15 protein-coding genes and 2 pseudogenes are annotated in these 20350 nt (G+C 32.1%); 14 read left to right on the plus strand and 3 right to left on the minus strand.

What is annotated here, in order from left to right:
• Nucleotides 1-171: 171 nt before the first annotated feature.
• Nucleotides 172-2940 (plus strand): TonB-dependent receptor, encoded by a 2769-nt coding sequence (locus NWE55_RS13255; RefSeq protein WP_258204183.1) that lies wholly within the window; start codon nucleotides 172-174, stop codon nucleotides 2938-2940.
• Nucleotides 2937-4535 carry a DUF6850 family outer membrane beta-barrel protein gene (locus NWE55_RS13260; RefSeq protein ID WP_258204184.1) on the plus strand — a complete coding sequence of 533 codons (1599 nt, stop codon included), beginning with the start codon at nucleotides 2937-2939 and terminating at the stop codon, nucleotides 4533-4535. Before NWE55_RS13255 ends, NWE55_RS13260 begins: the two co-directional genes overlap by 4 nt.
• A gap of 153 nt (nucleotides 4536-4688) precedes the next feature.
• Here the strand turns inward: NWE55_RS13260 and NWE55_RS13265 are convergent, their stop codons facing one another.
• On the minus strand, nucleotides 4689-5591 hold the full coding sequence (locus tag NWE55_RS13265; RefSeq protein ID WP_160339944.1) for a DUF4299 family protein: 903 nt from the start codon (nucleotides 5589-5591) through the stop codon (nucleotides 4689-4691).
• A gap of 969 nt (nucleotides 5592-6560) precedes the next feature.
• Here NWE55_RS13265 and NWE55_RS13270 point away from each other — a divergent pair.
• The 11 genes and pseudogenes from NWE55_RS13270 to tnpA all read left to right on the plus strand — a co-directional run bounded on the left by NWE55_RS13270 (nucleotide 6561) and on the right by tnpA (nucleotide 17560).
• Nucleotides 6561-6869, plus strand: coding sequence for a DUF4134 domain-containing protein (locus tag NWE55_RS13270; protein WP_155092737.1), 309 nt, complete (start codon nucleotides 6561-6563; stop codon nucleotides 6867-6869).
• 11 nt (nucleotides 6870-6880) lie between these two features.
• A complete protein-coding gene (locus NWE55_RS13275) occupies nucleotides 6881-7204 on the plus strand; it encodes a DUF4133 domain-containing protein (RefSeq protein WP_155092736.1) in 324 nt (107 codons plus the stop codon).
• Nucleotides 7205-7208: 4 nt separating this feature from the next.
• Nucleotides 7209-9290: pseudogene (locus NWE55_RS13280) on the plus strand (TraG family conjugative transposon ATPase); the annotation flags it as partial.
• A gap of 653 nt (nucleotides 9291-9943) precedes the next feature.
• Nucleotides 9944-11656: a reverse transcriptase domain-containing protein gene (locus NWE55_RS13285; RefSeq protein WP_258204185.1), complete on the plus strand. Its 1713-nt coding sequence runs from the start codon at nucleotides 9944-9946 to the stop codon at nucleotides 11654-11656.
• 92 nt (nucleotides 11657-11748) lie between these two features.
• Nucleotides 11749-12189, plus strand: a pseudogene (locus tag NWE55_RS13290) (TraG/VirB4 family ATPase); the annotation flags it as partial.
• Between the two features lie 25 nt (nucleotides 12190-12214).
• On the plus strand, nucleotides 12215-12847 hold the full coding sequence (locus NWE55_RS13295; RefSeq protein ID WP_155093334.1) for a DUF4141 domain-containing protein: 633 nt from the start codon (nucleotides 12215-12217) through the stop codon (nucleotides 12845-12847).
• Between the two features lie 2 nt (nucleotides 12848-12849).
• Nucleotides 12850-13848, plus strand: coding sequence for a conjugative transposon protein TraJ (gene traJ, locus NWE55_RS13300; protein WP_155093333.1), 999 nt, complete (start codon nucleotides 12850-12852; stop codon nucleotides 13846-13848).
• Between the two features lie 3 nt (nucleotides 13849-13851).
• Entirely contained in the window at nucleotides 13852-14475 is a 624-nt protein-coding gene (gene traK / locus NWE55_RS13305; RefSeq protein ID WP_155093332.1) for a conjugative transposon protein TraK, read from the plus strand.
• 267 nt (nucleotides 14476-14742) lie between these two features.
• Nucleotides 14743-15990, plus strand: coding sequence for a conjugative transposon protein TraM (traM, locus tag NWE55_RS13310; protein ID WP_155093331.1), 1248 nt, complete (start codon nucleotides 14743-14745; stop codon nucleotides 15988-15990).
• Nucleotides 15991-16014: 24 nt separating this feature from the next.
• The gene (gene traN / locus NWE55_RS13315; protein ID WP_155093330.1) at nucleotides 16015-16884 is read left to right on the plus strand and encodes a conjugative transposon protein TraN; all 870 of its coding nucleotides are present in this window, start codon (nucleotides 16015-16017) and stop codon (nucleotides 16882-16884) included.
• Nucleotides 16885-17128: 244 nt separating this feature from the next.
• Nucleotides 17129-17560, plus strand: a complete 432-nt coding sequence (tnpA, locus tag NWE55_RS13320; protein WP_155093506.1) for an IS200/IS605 family transposase — start codon at nucleotides 17129-17131, stop codon at nucleotides 17558-17560.
• A gap of 683 nt (nucleotides 17561-18243) precedes the next feature.
• On the opposite strand, the gene NWE55_RS13325 is transcribed toward tnpA, so the two are convergent.
• On the minus strand, nucleotides 18244-19155 hold the full coding sequence (locus tag NWE55_RS13325; protein ID WP_308860670.1) for an IS3 family transposase: 912 nt from the start codon (nucleotides 19153-19155) through the stop codon (nucleotides 18244-18246).
• The gene (locus NWE55_RS13330) at nucleotides 19131-19445 is read right to left on the minus strand and encodes a transposase (RefSeq protein WP_155093491.1); all 315 of its coding nucleotides are present in this window, start codon (nucleotides 19443-19445) and stop codon (nucleotides 19131-19133) included. The genes NWE55_RS13325 and NWE55_RS13330 overlap by 25 nt, the downstream gene beginning before the upstream one ends.
• Nucleotides 19446-19849: 404 nt before the next feature.
• On the opposite strand from NWE55_RS13330, the gene NWE55_RS13335 reads away from it, so the two are divergent.
• Nucleotides 19850-20101 carry a helix-turn-helix domain-containing protein gene (locus NWE55_RS13335; protein WP_258204186.1) on the plus strand — a complete coding sequence of 84 codons (252 nt, stop codon included), beginning with the start codon at nucleotides 19850-19852 and terminating at the stop codon, nucleotides 20099-20101.
• Nucleotides 20102-20350: the final 249 nt, after the last annotated feature.

Raw genomic sequence — 20350 nt, forward strand, 5'->3', positions numbered from 1 at the left:
CTCTAAAGATATTATAGTATTAAAGTCACAATTAATTCTTAGTGAATTTTACAAAGTGTTTACTAGTAATTCACTAAGAATTTCTAAGCTTTATTAATTGGCTTAACATTGGATATATTGTATAATTTCAAAAGTCTGACCACTAGTATGACTATGGTAGAATCATTACCGATGAGAAAAAAATATTTTATTGTTATATTATTTTTAATTAGCTGCTTTTGTTTTGCATTTAATAACTCTAAAAACACTACGTATAGCGTTGTTATTGAAGTTTTAGATTTTCAAGGAGAACCTATTTCTTATGCAACTCTTGAATTTTTCGATCTTAATTTTGAGCTTACAACCAATGCTCAAGGTCTAGTATACTTAAAGCTACCCAAGGGCAGTTATAAATACACCGTTAAAGCTTTAGGTTTTTTACCTTTAGAGCAGACCTTAGATGTATCATCTTTTTCTAAGACGAAGGTTTATTTAAATAGGGAGAGTATCGAATTGGAAGAATTTATTATTATGGCTAAATATAATAGTAAAGCAAAAGACAAGGCTGTTATTAATCAAACAGCCTTGTCTTATATTCACCCTACCTCACTTGTTGATGCATTAATTCTTCTTCCAGGGAGTTTACATCAGCAATCTTCTTTAAATCAGTTCAGTGGTGTTAATTTTCGTAGTTCAGGTGGTGATCAAAATAATGCTTTAGGTGTATCTATTATCTCCAATGGTGTTTCAATGCACAATGATGGTAGTAGAAATCAACTTTATGGATTAACTCAAGGTTCTAGAACTTCTTTTGCTAAGGAAAGAAACCTTGTGTTTAACTCTGGACTAGATATGCGTATGATATCAACTGACCATATTGAGAGTATTAGTGTTGTTAGGGGGATTTCCTCAGCTAAGGTTGGGAATTTATCAAGTGGACAAATTAATCTTAAGGCAAAACAAGGAGTTAGCCCTTTGCAAATACGCGCCAAGGTAGATCCAAATGTTCAGTTGGCTTATCTTGGAAAAGGAATTGATTTGGGGTCCAACTATGGTGTATTACACTTAGGTATGGATGTTTTAAGCTCAAAACCAGATGTTCGTGAAACCTTGACAAAATTCACTAGGGTTACCTCTCAAATCAATCATAATTTAGGTCTTGATTTTTTAGGGAATTATATTGAGCTTAATACTAAATTGAATTATACTCAAACTTTAGATAATCATAAAAGTGACCAGTCTACCGAGTATAATGAGGAACTCTACAAAGTGAAATATCACAAATTAGACTTTACATGGAAGGCATCTACTTTGCTTGATAAAAAATGGATTGACGATATTGAACTTATTGCACATTTTGATTACACAAAAGATGTGTTAGATCGTTCCTTACTTGTTTATTCTGATGGTGGTATAAATATGTCTAATGCGACGCAGCCAGGAGTACATGAGGCTTTTTTTTTACCTTCTAAATATAAGACGAGTTATCAAATGGACAATGCTCCACTGAATGTGTTTTTACAATTCAATGCGGGGAAGTTTTGGAATTTGTCAGATAAGATCACTCAAAATATTATTTACGGGATAGAATACAATAGTGTAAAGAATCACGGAAAAGGCGCAGTAATTGATCCCAATCTTCCACCTTTTCCTTCTGATAATTCATTTATTCGCCCACGTAAAAATTCTTCAATTCCTTCTTTAATTCACTCTGCTTATTATATTGAAAGCAACATAGGTATTAACATAGATAAATTAGATTCAAAAATTGATTTAACAACCGGGTTAAGAGGTGTGCAAATGTTTAATTTACCTTCATCTTATTTTTTAAACAACAAGGTTTTGGTTGAACCAAGATTGCAAATGAATTTTACAACCAATTATAATTCACAGCAAGATATCTATACAAATTTTAGAATTGGATATGGTCAGCAAAACAAACTTCCGACTTTAGATTATTTGTATCCTGATCGAATTTATCGAGATATAGAAGTTTTAAACTGGTATGATAATTTACCAGAGAATCGATTATTACTTACTCATACTTTTATACACGATGTAGAAAATCCGAATTTAAGAGCCAGTAGAGCCAAGAAGTTTGAATTTGGTATGGATTTTTCATATAAGGATTTTGAGTTCTCATTAACCAGCTTTTATGAAAAATATGATAGAGGCTTTGAATATCACTATCAGTATAGTCCTGTTAATTACAATAAGCTAACCACTGCTAATAAGCCTATTGTAGGTAAGCCATCTATAGGGGATTTTGATATGGATACCCAGCATAATTTTATTATGCTTCCAAGGGCATTAAATAGTAGTGAGTTACATAAGAAGGGGCTTGAGTATAGGATTGTATTGCCAGAGATTAAATTTTTATCTACAAGTATTGAAATTAACGGGGCTTATTATAAAACTAAATATGGCTCAAATCAACCCAAGATGTATTATCCTAAAACAATCACTAATAATGAGTTATATCCTTATGTAGGTATATATGATAATGCTCCTGAGATAACTCTTAGCCGCTTGAATACTAATGTTTGGTTTAATACAAGAATACCGCGTTTGAAACTTGTTTTTACAACCTTTATTCAAGCATTATGGTATACATCTTCTCAATTATCAAGTAATGAATCTTTTGTCCCTTCAGCTTATTTGGATAAGACTAATACTATTTATAAAATTGATTACGATAAGGTTAAAATTGATAACCCTGACTTAATTTCATTGGATTTGCGCAATGAAAAAACTAATTTTTCTAAAGATACAACCAGACCTGATTTTATGGTCAACTTTAAGGGAAGTAAAGAGATTAAAAATTTTGGAAGTATATCTTTTTTTGTCAATAATATTTTAAATCTAAACTCTAAGTATAAGAATAATTACAATGTAAACCAGCGCAAATGGTCTTCAGCATATTTTGGAGTTGAAGTAACTTTAAAATTAGATGTGTTATGAAACAATTTGCAATAAGAATAATTGTTTGTTTTATTTTCTTGTTCACTTGTTTAGCAATAGGTCAAACAAATAAGCTAACAAGTCAATATTTTGCTTTAGATGATAATGAGTTTATATTAAATACTAACCCAGGTGATTTGCCAAAGTTTGTATTTAATTCTGCTTATTTAAATAATTATAGTCATGTGGGGGCACAGACCTATTTAGAATTGTTTTATCACAATCAAAATCAAGATAAATCATATAGAATAGACAAAGGTAAAAAATCAAGTGAGTATGGTATTACAGCTCGTTGGTTTACACCTGTGGATAGTACTTCTAATTTCTTTTCGCAGGTTGTGGTTAGAAAAGGGGTACAGCAGGATATCTACGGATTTACTTCTAGAGTTTCATCAATTTACGGCCCTTATCAAATGATTAATTTAAAAAAAGGAGATTATAAGTATCAGAATTATGATTTAAGTGCACGTTATAGCAAAAGAATAAAAAATTTTGTTTTAGGTACTAACTTAACTTACACAGGGGATTATTCCTTTAAACAAACAGATCCGCGAGCTCGAAATATTTCTTCTTGGTTCTCAGTTGAACTAGGTAGTGTTTATCATTTAAATAAGAGTTTTGATTTTGGATTAAGTACAACTTATCAACTACACAGGCAAACTCAAGAGCTTGATGTTTGGAAAGGAAACATAAAACAACAGTTTTTTGTTTTACGTGGTTTTGGTATGATTGATCACGAACATAAGGATTATGTATTTTCAAGAAAGCGCATTTATACTCAAGATCAATTCGATGTAAACCTTTCTAGTTCTCTATGGAAAGACAGAAAGTTTAATATAGATTTATTGTTGTTAGCCAAAAGTAGAAATATGAAAACAGAGGAGCAAATTCCCATTAATTTACATCAATTAAAAACTTCAATTATTTCACTTTCAACAGTTTTAAAGTACTATATTTCATCGAATTGGCTAAGTAAAATAAATCTGTTTTATCAAAATAAGACTTTAAAAGGTACTGAGAATAGGTATAGTTATACGCGTGTTAATCAGAATTATAGTGGGGTATATGATTATGTAAAGATTGGTTCTTTACAAGCTTATAGTCTAAAGCAAAATAGATTAAGGATACAAACAGAAATAACTTATCGATCGAATAACAGTGGTAGTTATTCATTTTTGTTGGGCTACCAAAACCAATCACTGAATGAGAAGTATAAAGCAAGTAATTTTAGATCGCAATTAGATAAAGATACTTTTAGTGCTGAGATAAAATCAGATTACAAGGGAAATAAAAATCATTTAACTTGGGGAGTTATCTATCAATTAGAAAACACAACTAAGGCCTTAGCGCAAAATGACAATAGATTTTCAAGCTTGTATAATGAAATTTATTATCCAGTTTTTCTGTATGATTCATTGGATAAAAATATGTTAGCTTTATTTGTCGATTATAACTATCGCCTTAAAGGTAATCAACAAATAGGAATTAAAGTTCAAGTATCTGAGCTTTGGGCTGATTCCACAAAGTTGAAAACAATGCAGGTAGTAGATATTAATTATTTAAGCGCTTTTACTAGTTTGTATTATAGGTTTTAACCCAGTACAAAAAACGCTAGTTTTTGCTTTTAGATAAACTAGCGTTTATTTGTTTGGAGTAGAAAAGCAAGTTCTTTTTAAAATACTTTTTTACTAGATAAAATTAATGTTCTTGTTATTTCAAAGATTATGTGATTGATCTTTATAATGAACCTATTTTAGTAACTGATCAAAAAGCAATTGATTAGGTTCTCTTAAGATATAGTGATTCTCGTCGTAGTGTTCTAAGTTCATTTGATTAATCACTTTGACAAAGGAATCGTAGTCTATATATTTTATTGTAGGTTCTTGCTTTTCGGATAGCATCACCAAGGCCAGTTGCCAATGAGTAGGTTTTATCCCATCGGGTAGTCCTGAAGTAATGACAGGGACAAAGGCCTGTTTTGGAACAATACTACTTACCCCTAACGTTAGGCTATAGGCTCCCAGGATTTCTCCTTGTTGGTTTTGATAAAACATCGGTTTCATATAGTAAAGGTCTTCGCTTTGCTTTTGATGTAGGAATTGTTTAAAAGTATCGGTTAATTCTTCTACTGGCAATTTAACCCAGTGATCTAAAGTTGCTGAAGAAATATAGATAGGATTGTATCCACCAAATACAACAAAGGTCATTTGCTTTTGTTGAAGCTGAGCCACTTGCTCTAACAGGTAATTGTTGTTCCATGCCTGTATATCCTGTTTGAGTTCATTCAGTCCTGCCAACTCGATCTCTTTTTCGTCGTCTAAGATAAAGGTATGCACTTTAAACAATTTGCAAGCTGATTCTATACAGTGAAAGAAATCTGTTATGTCTTGCTCGGTAGCTGGTACATTCAGTGAAACTTTCAAGTCCTTTGCATCCTTAGAGAGGATGAATCCCCTTCCGATCTGCTTTGGATTGACTGCCACTATATTGATTTCTTCAATCTGGCTATCGCGTAACTCCTCCAAGACATAAGCAGAGTTAAGGTCTCTACATCCAAGGAGTACAGGGTTGTCAAATAAAGATTCTATGACTGCTAAATTAATAGCTTTTTTGAACAGTCCTTTTTGTTTTATTCGTATTTCGATTGCCATGGTTTTTCTTTTTATTTCAAATATAGGGATATCCAGTTTGTTTTTTGCAACTATCTCGATTTATTTACAATATTGATTGTAATTCTTTAATTTATACTTTTTAAGTGCTTTTAGGCATCAACGCCTTGTTTTTAAGTGGATTTGGTATTAAATGGTACACGGATATCTTGAATATGTATTGTTGAATTATTAGTAATTGTGTTATAATTTTAGCATAGTTATATTTTGTTAAGAGAAATGGGTGCTTTTTATAAATAGTGGAAAAAATCCTCAATACACTTATTATTAAGTCATTGTGCGATGTTTTGATGATTTGTATCTTCTCTATGGCTGAAGGAAGTTTTACTGTCCTTTTTATCTATTGTCTAATTTACTTATCTTAGAAGCTGAAAGTATATTGATTTACTTATGGAACACATTTTGTTTAGATTAGAAATTTGACAATGTGATTTATCTTTTGTGTAAATCGCATTTTAGATATTTATTCTATAGAATATTAATTCTAATTTTGTATTAGAAAATCAAAGAACAAAGAAGGGCAAATAGAAAGGCGCTATTTGATTTCTATAGTAGCATTTTCTAAAAAATCGTAATGTAGTAAGAGTAACTATTGGTTACTTTGTATTTTTATTTTATATTTTGAATGAAAAGGATGGCTTACTTAGCTATCCTTTTTACATTTAATATGTTTTTATTTATAGTGCATAGTTGTATTATAGAGTTGTTTGATTATTAATCTTGATAGTCTTCTTTTTTTGTGTTTTACTTATAGGATTTCACAATCGAGATACCTCGATATTCTGTTTGCTTTTTTAACTAGTGGTTATTGTAAGCTTTTAATTTGCTTATACTGAGCGTTTTTAAGTCAAATACGGACTTTTTATTCCTTTTTAAATACTTAACTTTTTATAAGTAGATATTTAATTAAAATCAAGTAAGGTACTTGATTATTAACTAAATCTATTTATTATGAAAAAGTTTTTAAACATTAAAAGTGTTTTTTTCTACTTTGTTTTTTTGCAATGTGGAACTCTACTTGCCCAAGGAAATGGAATAGCAGGTATTACCGAGGCAACTCAAATGGTTACTTCATATTTTGATCCTGCCACCAAACTGATCTATGCCATAGGTGCTGTGGTGGGGCTTATTGGAGGGGTTAAAGTATATAATAAATTCTCTAGTGGAGACCCAGATACTAGTAAAACTGCAGCAAGCTGGTTTGGCGCGTGTATTTTTTTAATTGTAGCGGCTACAATTCTAAGATCATTCTTTTTATAAACCCATTGAGTATGCAAAAATATAGTATTAATAAAGGCACAGGTAGTTGTGTTGAATTTAATGGTCTAAAAGCCCAGTATCTATTTTACTTGGCTGGTGGTTTTTTAGGTGTACTTATAGTTGTTATGATGCTCTATATACTGGGTGTATCAAGTTATGTTTGTCTTTTTTTAGCCAGTGTATTAATTGTTAGTCTTACCTGTTTGGTTTTTCACTTTAATTACAAATACGGTCAGTATGGACTATTAAAGCTTGTAGCTAGAAGGTCTTTTCCAAAATACATCATATCAAGGGAGTGTATAACTACTTTTTTTGAGTTTAATTCTAACACTTAACTTTATGAGAAATATTGCCAAAGCAAACACTCTAAAGCGGATGTTTCCCCTTTTAAGTGTGGAACAAAACTGCATAATATCCAAACAAGCAGATATCACATTTTGTTACAAGGTTGAATTACCCGAGATATTTTCTTTATCAAGTCAGGATTACCAAGCTATACATTCTCTTTGGGAAAAGGCTTTAAAAGTTTTGCCTGATTTTACCATTGTACACAAACAAGATTGGTTTACAAACCATAGTTACTCTTGTTTAGATGATTTACAACAAATGAGTTATTTGAGTCAGAGTTTTGAAAAACACTTTATGGGTCGTGGTTTTTTAAAACACGAATGTTATTTATATATAACTAAGACAAACAAGCAAAGAATTCAAAGCCGCAGTAATTTTTCATCCTTAGTCTATGGTGAATTAGTACCAAAGCAAATTAAAGATAAAACAGTTTTGCAGAACTTCGAACAGGCCTGTCTACAGTTTGAAAGAATCTTAAACGACAGTGAGTATTTCTCGATACAAAAACTCTGTAGTAACCAAATTGTTGGAACAACTAGTCAAGGTGGACTCTTACAAAGGTATATGTCTTTAAATGAGCAAGATAATGCTGTTTTAGAAGACATTGAGCTTAATGCTCAAAGAGTTAGGGTAGGAGAGAATGTTATAAATTTTTTTACTTTTTCCAACCCTTTCGATCTTCCTTTAGAGGTTTCTATGGCTAGGGCTTATGATAAACTCTCTAGTGATAAAAGTGAACTCTTAGTTAGTTTTGCCAGTCATGTATCGTTACAACTAGATTGTAATCACATCTACAATCAATATCTTTTTATTGAAGATAGTGATGATAACTTAAAAATGTTTGAGAAAAGGGCAAAAAACATGCATTCTCTCTCTAGGTATAGCCGTTCTAATCAAATCAACAAGCAATGGATAGAACAGTATTTAAATCAAGCCCATAGCCAAGGACTACAATCCATACGTGCTCATTTTAATGTGATGACTTGGTCGGATTGTCCACAAGAATTAAAACAAATTAAAAATAAAGTAACAAGTAGTATTGCATCAATGGGATGTATACCTAGACACAATACGGTTGATTCGGCTGTTCTTTTTTGGGCAGGTATACCTGGTAATAGCTCAGATTTTCCAAGCGAGGAGAGTTTTTATAGTTTTGTTGCACCTGCTATTTGTTTTTTTAATTCAGAGACTAATTCTAAAGATTCACAATCTGACTTTGGAATTAAAATGACTGATCGTTTAAGTGGAAGACCTGTTTTTATTGATCTTTCAGATCTTCCAATGAAAAAGGGAATCATTACTAATCGCAATAAATTTATTCTTGGGCCTTCCGGTAGTGGTAAAAGCTTTTTTACCAATCACCTCTTAAGGCAATATCACGAACAAGGCGCTCATGTATTAATTGTCGATACAGGAAATTCTTATAAAGGACTCTGTGATTTAATTGGTGGTAAATCAAATAATCAAGATGGTATTTACTTTACCTATACCCAAGAGAATCCAATTTCATTTAATCCTTTCTATACCCAAGATGGTATTTTTGATATTGAGAAAAAAGAGAGTATCAAAACCCTGATTCTAACTCTTTGGAAACGCGATGATCAGCCCGCAACCCGTTCAGAGGAAGTAGCTATATCTAACGCTGTAAATGGTTATTTAAAAACTCTTGAAGACAAAAGTAATATTCCGAGTTTTAATGGTTTTTATCAGTATTTAAATACTGATTATAAAAGTGAATTAGATTTTAAAAAAGTAAGGGAAAAAGACTTTGACTTACACAATCTTCTCAATGTTTTAGAGCCTTATTATAAAGGTGGCGAATATGATTACTTATTAAACTCCAATAAGGAGTTGGATCTACTCTCTAAAAGGTTTATTGTCTTTGAAATAGATAGTATAAAGGATCATAAAATACTCTTTCCTGTGGTTACTATAATCATTATGGAAGTTTTTATAAATAAAATGAGACGCCTTAAAGGACAGCGAAAAGTCATTTTAATTGAAGAGGCCTGGAAGGCCATAGCCAAACAAAATATGGCTTCTTATATCAAGTATTTATGTGCGCCCGTCAAGGTGGCTTAGTAAATATCTCTTTGGCAAGAGATTAGGTTAGTGTTCTTTGGAAAACCTATCATCAACCGACTTATCTGAAAGGGAAACTGGACAGGGAGTGAAGCATGTCGGTAAAGTCATAAGTCAGTCAGCTATCAAACTGCTACTGAATGGCGAGATGAAAAGATGGATATGAGGATAAAATCCGAATTGATTAAACGATAGTCCAAGCGATTCCACTTGAAGTTATGGCGTAAGATAGCTATCAATCGTCATACTGTAATACTCCACCAGTGAATTGGTATGGTTGGAGCTTGAACTTATTACAGCGCAGTCGCAGTAAGCGTACAAAGGACGGAAGTCGTATCCGACAATCCATCGTGCCAATAGTTATTAAGTCGCAAACGGGGATTACCTAAATCGGAATGCCGAAAGGCTATGAAAGTTAAGTTTTCTGAATATCCGACATGGTAACGGAGCTTCCGTAGTAGTTTGAGCAAGGGAAAGCCTTGTACATGGCCAAGGGAAGCAGCTAATTTTTATTAATACAATTAAAGGAAAATGTGAGAGACATTATGAGAAATCCAGAAAGAGTATTAAACAGTCTAGTGGAACACAGTAAAACTTCAAGCTATAGGTTTGAAAGGCTTTACAGAATTCTGTTTAATGACGAGATGTTCTATGTTGCCTATCAGCGCATTTATGCAAAAGAAGGTAATATGACAGAAGGCTCAGACGGTCAAAGTATTGACAATATGAGCTTGTCACGCATTGAGAAACTGATAGCTTCATTGAGAGATGAAAGCTATCAGCCCCAACCATCGAGGAGAATTTACATACCGAAAAAAAACGGTAAGGTTAGACCTCTTGGCATACCTGCTTTCGATGACAAGCTGGTGCAGGAAGTGATAAGAATGATTTTAGAAGCTATTTATGAAGAGAGTTTTGAATATTCTTCACATGGTTTTCGTCCAAATCGTAGTTGCCATACTGCACTAGCTCAAATCAAGAAATCGTTTAACGGAGCTAAATGGTTTATCGAAGGAGATATAAAAGGATTCTTTGATAATATTGGTCATGATATATTGATAAGTATCCTTAAAGAACGTATCTCTGACGATAGATTCATAAGGCTAATTAGAAAGTTTCTTAAAGCAGGTTATATCGAGGATTGGAAATTTCATAAAACGTACAGCGGAACGCCGCAAGGAGGTATTGTAAGCCCAATATTAGCAAATATTTACCTCGACAGATTAGACAAATACATGAAAGAATACATCACAAACTTCGATAAAGGGAAAAAACGCAGACCAAGTAGAGTTCGTATGGACTTTGACAATGCAAGAAAGAGAACTGTGAGAAAACTAAAGTCGGTAGAAGACGAAAGTGAAAGAACAATTTTAATCCAAAGGATTAAGGCAGAGGATAAGCAGCGTGCAATGTTTCCAAGCTGTGACGAAATGGACACGGAATACAAAAGATTGAAATACGTCAGATATGCAGATGATTTTCTAATCGGGATAATTGGTAGTAAGCAAGATGCGAAAGAAGTTAAGGAAGATATTAAAAATTTCCTTGACCAAAAGCTCAAACTGGAACTGTCAGATGAGAAAACACTCATTACCCACACGGAAGATTCGGCACATTTTCTCGGCTATGAAATCTTTGTGAGAAAGTCAAACGCACAGAGAAGAGATATTGCAGGTCGTTTGAGAAGAACCTATGGTAAAAGGGTATATCTTAAATTGAGTACGGAAACGATAAGGAACAAATTACTTGACTATGGTGTATTGGAATTCCGATACCAAAACGGAAAGGAAATTTGGAAACCGAAATGCAGATCTGGACTTATATTCAATGACGATCTTGAAATTCTTGACCGATACAATCGGGAAATAAGAGGATTCTACAATTACTTTTCTATTGCTAATAACTGTTCTGAATTGCACAACTTCAAATTTATCATGGAGTACAGTATGTACAAAACCTTTGCTGGGAAATACAAAAGTTCAACGAGAAAGATAAATTCCAAGTATCGTAGAAATGGAAAATTCACAGTAAGGTTTACCACTAAATCTGGAGCGGTCAAAGAAAGATACTTCTATGACTTGGGGTTTAGGAGAAAGAACCCAATGACAGACGCAGGCTTTGACATTATGCCTTACTCCATCTTTGATGCAAGTAGGACAAGTCTTGTAGATAGGCTCAAAGCTGAAAAGTGTGAAATGTGCGGAGCTACGGAAAAGCTTGTCATGCATCATGTACGAAAACTCAAAAACCTAGAAGGTAAAAAGAGTTGGGAAAGACATATGATTGCAAGAAGAAGAAAAACTGTCGCTGTATGCCATAGCTGTCATCAGAAAATCCATAATGGAACATTAGACTGACAAGATTAGTGGAGAGCCGGATACGCGGAGACGTGTAAGTCCGGTTCGGGGGCGAGCATTTGGAAACCTACCATAGAAATATGATAAGGCGCTGGGTGCTTAGCCTACTTAAAACCGTTAGAAAATTCTTTGGTGAGGCTATAGTTGTCACTCAGGAGATTGATGATATAATTGACTCTCCGATTGTAAAAGAGAGCATTATCAATAATTCAGATTGTAAGATTCTTTTAGACCAGCGTAAATACATCAATAAGTTTGATCAGATTCAAAAAATGTTAGGACTAAACTCCCAACAAAAAGCTCAAATCTTATCCATTAATTTAAATAATCACCCTCAGAGGCTTTATAAAGAGGTGTGGATTGATTTAGGTGGTACTCACTCTGGGGTTTATGCCACAGAGGTGAGCTATTCTGAATATTTAGCCTATACCACCGAGGAGAAGGAAAAACTCAAACTAGAGCAACTTACTTTAGAATTTGATGGTGATGTAGAACTTGCCATTAAAGCTCTTGTTGAGCAGCGCATACAGTAATGTTTTAATTTAAAAGTAATGACTTATGAAAAAAATATATCAGAGAATATTAACTGCTTTTTTGTTTTTATTCTCAAGTGTTTGTTTTGGTCAATGGACCGTATACGATCCGGGAAATTTTGCTCAAAGTATTATCAATAGTACCAATGAGATTGTGCAAACTTCAGCAACGGTTGAAAATGTTATTAGGAATTTTAAGGAAGTAGAGAAAATCTATAATCAAACTAAAGATTACTACAATAAACTTGAATCTGTGAATCACCTTGTAAAAGATGCTAGAAAAGTTCAACAGACTGTTCTTTTAGTCTCGGATGTATCTAAATTATATGTACAGGGATTCTCCAAAATGCTCAACGATAGTAATTTTTCTGACCAAGAGCTTGAAGCTATTGCAAATGGGTATGCTAAGCTATTGTCTGAATCTACTGTTTTATTAAACGAGTTAAAGCAAATTGTTACCAAAACAAGTTTGTCTTTAAACGATAAAGAGCGAATGGATATTATCGATACAATATACTCCAGGGTCAAATACTATTATAATTTGGTTGATTACTATACGAAAAAGAATATATCGGTTAGTATTTTAAGATCAAAAAAAAAGAGTAACACCCAGAGTATTCTTGATTTATATGGGGAGTCTAACAGTAAATATTGGTAGTTATGGAAAGTGATAATTTGCATGAGGTTTTAGCAAACCTTTACAACGAGATGATGCCCTTGGCTAGTAATATGATTGCTATGGCAAAGGGTTTAGGGGGGCTTGGTGCGCTTTTTTATATAGCCTTACAAGTATGGGCTGCTTTATCTAGAGCAGAACCTATTGATGTGTATCCTCTTTTAAGGCCTTTAGCTATAGGTTTGTGTATTATGTTTTTCCCAACGTTGGTATTAGGAACTATAAATAGTGTTTTGAGCCCGGTGGTTAAAGGAACACATTTAATTTTAAAAGAACAGGTGATTGACCTTAGAGCGTTACAGCAAAAAAAGGATCAATTAGAGAGGCAAATTTTAGCCAATAACCCCGAGACGGCCTATTTGGTGTCCAATGAAGAATTTGATAATAAAATTCAAGAATTAGGTTGGTCTATATCTGATCTAACTAGTATAAGCACCATGTATTTAGAGCGTGGGATGTATGATTTTAAAAAGAGTATTCGAGATGGCTTTAGAGAGCTTCTAGAGAATGTTTTTCACGCCAGTGCTTTAGTGATCGATACCATTAGAACTTTTTTTCTAATAGTGCTCAGTATCTTCGGACCTATAGCTTTTGCCATTTCAATTTGGAGTGGATTCTCATCGAGTTTATCGCAGTGGCTCTCAAGGTATATTAGTGTGTATTTATGGCTTCCAATCTCGGATATTTTAAGTAGCATTCTAGCGAGAATACAAACCCTTATTATAGGAAAAGACCTTGAGAGGTTAACTAGCTCTTCCACTTCTACGTTAGATAGTTTTGATACTGTTTACATTTTATTTATGATAATTGGTATTGTGGGATATTTTACAATCCCAACTCTATCAAGTTGGATTATTCAAGCAGGAGCAGGAGGGAATTACACTCGTAATATTAATCAAACTGCTTTACGCACAACTAATATGGCAGGTGCTGTTAGTGGATCTGTTGGGGGTAATATTTTAGGACAATTGATTAAAAAGTAAGTTATGGATTTTAAATCACTTAAAAATATAGAAAATAGATTTTTAACAATACGATTATACACTTTAGTTTTTTCAAGCTTATGTGTTTTAGTCACGGTGTTTTCTATCTACAAGAGCTATGATTTTGCCAAGCAACAAAGAGAAAAAATATATGTTCTTGATAAAGGCAAATCTTTAATGCTTGCTCTTTCTCAAGATGCAAGTATAAATAGACCTGTTGAGGCAAGGGAACATTTAAGGCGTTTTCATGAATTCTTTTTTAGTATCTCTCCAGAGAAAGCCGCCATTGAGAGTAATATGCAAAGGGCCTTTAATCTCTCGGATAAAAGTGCTTTTAATTACTATCAAGATTTACTTGAAAAAGGGTATTACTCTCGTATTATCTCCGGGGGTATTCAACAAAGAGTATCGGTTGATAGCATATGGGTTGATTTTAAGTCATATCCTTATAAGAGTAAAGTGCATTTAACTCAGCATGTAATTAGAGCCAGTAGTATTACTCAAAATAGTATAATAACTAGTAGTCAGCTTTTAAATGCGGTAAGGTCGGATAATAATCCCCAAGGCTTTATAATTGAGAAATTTACTGTTTTAGAGAATAAAACAGTTAGTTCGATTAAACGTTAGTGGCTATGAGAGATAAAATTAAGCTTAATAAAAACTCAAAGTACCTACTTAGCATTAATACTTGGTGGACAAATTTGCATAGAAAAAAACAAACTTTAGTACTGGTCTTTGTCTTTATTTTTTATTTAATACTCAGTATAAAGGTTTTTCTCAGTAGTCTAAACCAGGTTAAACCTATTGATAAATCATACAAGGTAAAACTTACTTTACCTATGCTTTATAATAGGACAATAGAATTAAAACCAATTAAAATTTTAAAGAAAACTTATGCAAAGTAACAATCAAAGTTCAAAAGGTTTTGTCTTAGAGAAATACAAAAATGGAATTTTTAATAAATATAAAAAATACTTTGTTTACTTGGGGCTATTTGGAATTTTCTCAGTGGTTATGTATTTTCTTTTCTTGTATGAAACCTCCAACAAAAGTGATATTAACCCAATTATTCCAGAGGTTACTAATATTGAACTACCCTCGGATAAACTCAAGGCCTATGAGCAAGAGTTTTTAAAGGCCAGAAACACAAGTAATAGTCATAGTAATCAAACACTTTTGGATTATTATATTGAAAAAGATTCCGTGCAACAGGTAAGTGATTACCCTAACTTAGAGTGGTCTTCCAAGCGGCGCTCTTTAGAGAATTATCAACTTGCTAATCAGGCCGTTTCAGAGTTTTATAAACCAGAGAAAGACAAGGATGATTATAACAAACTTTTTAAAGAGCTAGATCAGTTAAAATCCGAGCTAAAACAAGGGGTTGATAATAGGCAAGTGAGAAAGCAAGAACACTTAGAGTTAATGCAGAAATCTTTTGAGATGGCCTCTCGGTATATACCCGGGAGTCAACCAGAGGTTAAAAGTGATCTTTTGGGATTTAAACAAAGCCCTAATAAAAATATAGCAGCGGTAGAATCTGATTTTAAATCACTTAATGTTGTATCGTCTTTAAAGTTGAGTTCTACCTTAAAAGGGGATTCAACTTTCAATTCAAAACAAAAGGTAAATGGGTTTAATACCGCTTATACCACTACTGAATCACTGGGGTTTAAAAATTCAATAAAGGCAAGTATACTCGAGCATCAAACAATTGTAAATAACGGATGGGTGAAACTTTTGCTTTTAGAGGATATTTTAATTCAAGGAGCTCCTTTGGGCAAACAAAGTGTTATAGTGGCAAGAGTTACTCTTAATAGTGGTCGAGCTGAGTTTGTTGTGGAATCCATAAAGTTAGATCAAAGCATTGTTGAGGTAGAATTAATTGGCTATGACCGATTTGGTCAAAGGGGACTAGAGGTATTAAATTCTCAAGAGATTGATGCGAGTAAAGAAATTCTAGCTAATGCAGGTCAGAGTACTGCAACGAGTATTTCTATGACCAAGAGTGTTGCAGATCAAATTGCAGGAGATTTAACAAAGGGAATCATTCAAGGGGTATCAGGCTACTTTTCAAAGAAAGTAAAAACCCAACGAGTAACCTTTAAAAAAGGACAAGAGGTTTTCTTGTTACCCAAACAATAAAAATAACTAATAAACATGAAAATTATGAGATTTATTATAACATTTAGCTTAGTTCTAATGCAAATCATGGCAGTAGGACAAAATAGTAAACTGCACAATAATCTTACTAGTGCAGAGATAAAACCTTTTCAAATAGAGTTAACTTTAAACAAAACAACACATATTTTATTTGACAGTAGTATCCGATATGTTGATTTAGGTAGCAATGATATTATAGCCAGTAAGGTTGAATCAGCTGAGAATGTTTTACGCTTGAAAGCGATAAGTTCAGAAATAACACAAACCAACTTTACAGTTATCACTCAAAGTGGTTTGTTTTATAACTTTAATGTAAATTATAGTGATAACCCTGAGAATTTGAATTATGATTTAAAGAAACTACAAACCGAAAAGGAGCGTTTAAATAGTAATATTCTTTTTCAGGAGTTTGGTCAAACTAGTCCTACTCTTGTGGATTATTTTTTGGAATCTATTGTCAAAAGAGATAAGAGTTTTTTAAATATTTCAGATTCAAGTTTTGGGATTAAAGTGCAGTTAAAGGGTATTTACACTCAAGAAGGGAAGTTGTACTTCCACTTGTCTTGGCAAAATAAAAGTAATTTAGATTATCATTTAGACTATGTTAGTTTTAAGCTTTTAGATAAAAAGCTATCAAAGAAAAGTACCATTGAGCAGATAGACTTAAAACCTATAAAGTCTTACAGGGATATTAATGTGGTTAAAAGCCATCAAAGTATAGAGAATGTCTTTGTGTTGGATGCTTTTGATTTATCTAACTACAAAATATTGCGTATTGATATTAACTCGGATATGCTTTGGCAGAGTTTAAGGGTGAGTCATCGAGATATTTTAAAGGCAAAGAAAATCAATAAACTAGCCGTGAGATATCAATAAATAGTAAGTAGTTATAAGTTATAAAAGGATAGAGTAATTAATAGTTTTACTCTATCTTTTTTGTTTGATAAGGTATTGATTCTATAGTCTTGTTGGATAAAGACTCCCTTTAAGTAAAAGTAATGATATAAAAAAGATAAAATTTATGAATATTTAGTTATTTTTATTGGTCGCAGACTGTAGTTAAAACTATGCACTTTAGTGCATTTAGCTTTCAGCTTCTAAAAATGTTTACCTTTGATATATGGAATATCAACGAACCGGAGGACATAGTGTATCACGTTTAACCGCCCATATAGTATGGGTGACTAAATATCGTTATCCAGTATTGGAAGGAGATATTCAGATACGTTGTCGTAGTCTGATCATTCAGATTTGTGAAGCAGAAGATATTCAAATTTTAAAAGGTGTAGTATCAAAGGATCATGTTCATCTTCATATAGAATATCGACCATCTCAAAACATAAGTAATATTGTCAAACTCTTCAAGGGTCGTACCTCAAGGAAACTCCAAATAGAATTTCCTGAGTTGAAGCACAGATACTGGGGACGTCACTTTTGGGCAATAGGCTTTGGTTGTTGGAGTACAGGAAATATTACTGATGAAATGCTAAATCAATATCTTGAACACCATCGTAAACCAAATGATAACGGAGGTAACTTTATACTTGAGTAAGTAGCTCCACCCAGGCAGACTTTAGTCTGCTTTAACAAACTATGGACTTTCAGTCCATAGTGGTTTATTTTTTTATTTATGATTAATATTTTTTTTTATTTTTTAGTTTAAATAAGTTGATTAAATTAAATTATTTAATGTTTATTGTGAATTATTGTGTTTTTGTTTAATTGTTAATATTTGTATCAAAATATTTTGACTTGTTAATACTAGTAAAATTAAGGACCTTTGTAAAATTACTAATTGGTTATATAAGGCTTTAGTTAATCATGATAAATGAGATTAATTATCTAAAACAATTTGATAAATTATTATTTTTAATAATTAGTTTACTTTCTTTAACTGTATTTTTTGATTATTTTGATTTAGAGCTGAGTGTGTTTTATTTTCAAAGTTATCTGGTTTTATATTTTCTTAAATCAAGAGTTGCACAAAGACAAATTGTTAAGCATTTAGATGTTTTTGTTTTTACACTTTTTTTACTTACAAGTTCTTTTTTTGTTCAAAAGAAACTTGTTTTTAATATTTTAGTTATTGTTTTTAGTCTTTATCCACTAGTTCGAATAACTATGTCTTTAGCGGATTTCAAAAAGATTAAAACAAATTTTTACGCTCTAGAATTCAATTATATGTTTTGACCCCTATAAACCTAGAGTATTTTTAAATTTTTAAAGTATAATGTTTTAGGCTACTTTTTCTCTGCTACAAATCAAGTGTTTGTCCTTTTCCCATTTCTCCATTGGAGTGATTTTTCCAAGCAAGCCATGTAGTCTTTTGTTATTATAAAATACTACGTACTTCTTTAATATTTGTTCTATTTGTCCAAAAGTAAAGTATTCAAATTTAGTAAAAACCTCTCTTTTTAAAGTACCGTGATAGGCTTCTATGTGAGCATTTTCCTCTGGTGTTGCTACGTGTGTAAATTCTTGTGATACACCTACTAAGGAAAGATATTCTCTTACATTCTTGGCAATAAATTGACTACCATTATCCGATCTAATAACCACATTTTTAGGGTAATCTAACTCTTCAAAAAGCCCTGACAATAATTCTATTACCTGCTTCTGCTTAATATTAAAGCTGAAGTAGTCTTTTAATATTCTACGACTGTGTACATCAATTACAGAAAGTAAATAAGCATTTTTACCTTTTTGTGGTATCCATACCATCTTAATATCCATTTCAATACACTCTAAGGGTCTCGTAGTCTTTACTTTACGATGCTTAACGTACTTCTTATCCGAATGATCTCTAGTTATACGAGTTTGTAAAAGCTTGGCGTTTTTCATGATACGATATACTTTTTTATGGTTAATGGTGTACCCTTCGCGTTTAAGATACTCGCTCATCATACGGTAGCCACAATCCATAAAATCACCCCTTAAAAGCTCTTTAATTGACTCTACAACAGTTTGTTCATTAACCCAACCTTGGGTTTTATGATAGGTTAATAAAGTAGCTTTATTACCTTTTGACTTGCCAGAACCCTTGAAGTAGTACGTGCTTTCACTTAAGCCAACCCAATGTATTAGTTTAGCTTTACTTTTTTGATATTTACTATAAAAGTATTCTACCAGATCTTTTTTGGATCGGATGTCCCAAACTTTTTTTTTAGAAGTTCACGTTGAACTTCTAATTCTATTTCTTTATCACTTAGTAGTTTACGGAGAATCTTATTCTCTTCTTCTGCTTTTTTAAGTTCTTTTGATTTGTCAGAAACAGCAGGTCTTAATCCTGATTCTCCTTGAGAATCGAATTTCTTCTTCCATGAGTAGAAAGTACCTGTACTTAAACTGTGTTTACGACAAGTTTCTATTACCCCATTTTCTTCTGCTTCTTCTAAAATTGATAGCTTCTCAGATAAGCTCCATTTCTTGTATTTCATAAGTCCAAAGTTATGTAATTAATTTACTAGTTTCACTCCAGCTTATTTAGGGGCTAAGATATTATATATTAATTTCTTTATATGTATTGTTGATTATTTTGTGTGTTAAAGTCACCGAAATTTTTACTTATGTAATTAACTTTGACAATTCTGATTTTCATGGTTTAATTCATGTGATTCTTTTTTTGTTTTATGGAACACTTAGTCTTATAACATATTATTTTTCTAGTTTACATTTAGCTAATTTAAGTAAAGAGTACTTTTTTAAAGAAAATTTCTGTTCTGCTTTTCTGAAAACGATTAATCAAAGTGAGCTTAGTGAATTAGCAAATGAAATTTTGCATTTGTTTATAATAGATAAGGTATTTCTAGATTCTAGTTTCAATTTAGATGCTTTAGCAACAATGTTAGATAAACCAAAGAATCAAATATCAACTGTTATTAACTCAGAGTTAAACGAGAGTTTCTATTCTTTATTGGCAAAATATAGAGTTGAGTATGCAAAAAAACTATTAGAAACTAATAGACATCTTTTATTAGATGGAGTAATGCTGCAGTCTGGTTTTAATTCTCGATCAACTTTTATAAAGTATTTCAAAGAGTTTGTGGGAGAGAGTCCTTCAGCTTATCGTAAAACATTTGAGTATAATTTGTAGTGAACTGCTTTTCTCATTAAAGTTTACTTTTTAAATTATTTTAAATGATAGTTACTTTTATTTTTTTTGTCAATATATTCTTATTGATTTATTGTTTGTGGAAAGTTAAATACGATTTAATAAATATTAAAACCAATAGTATTATAACATACTCTATTGCTTTTTTGTTTTTGCATATAGTTTATAGCTATTTTACTTTCATATTCACTTCTGAAAAAAGTTTCTCAATTTATGGGAGCCCTTTTTTTC

Source organism: Myroides albus, assembly GCF_024722315.1.
GTDB classification, from domain to species: Bacteria; Bacteroidota; Bacteroidia; order Flavobacteriales; family Flavobacteriaceae; genus Flavobacterium; species Flavobacterium album_A.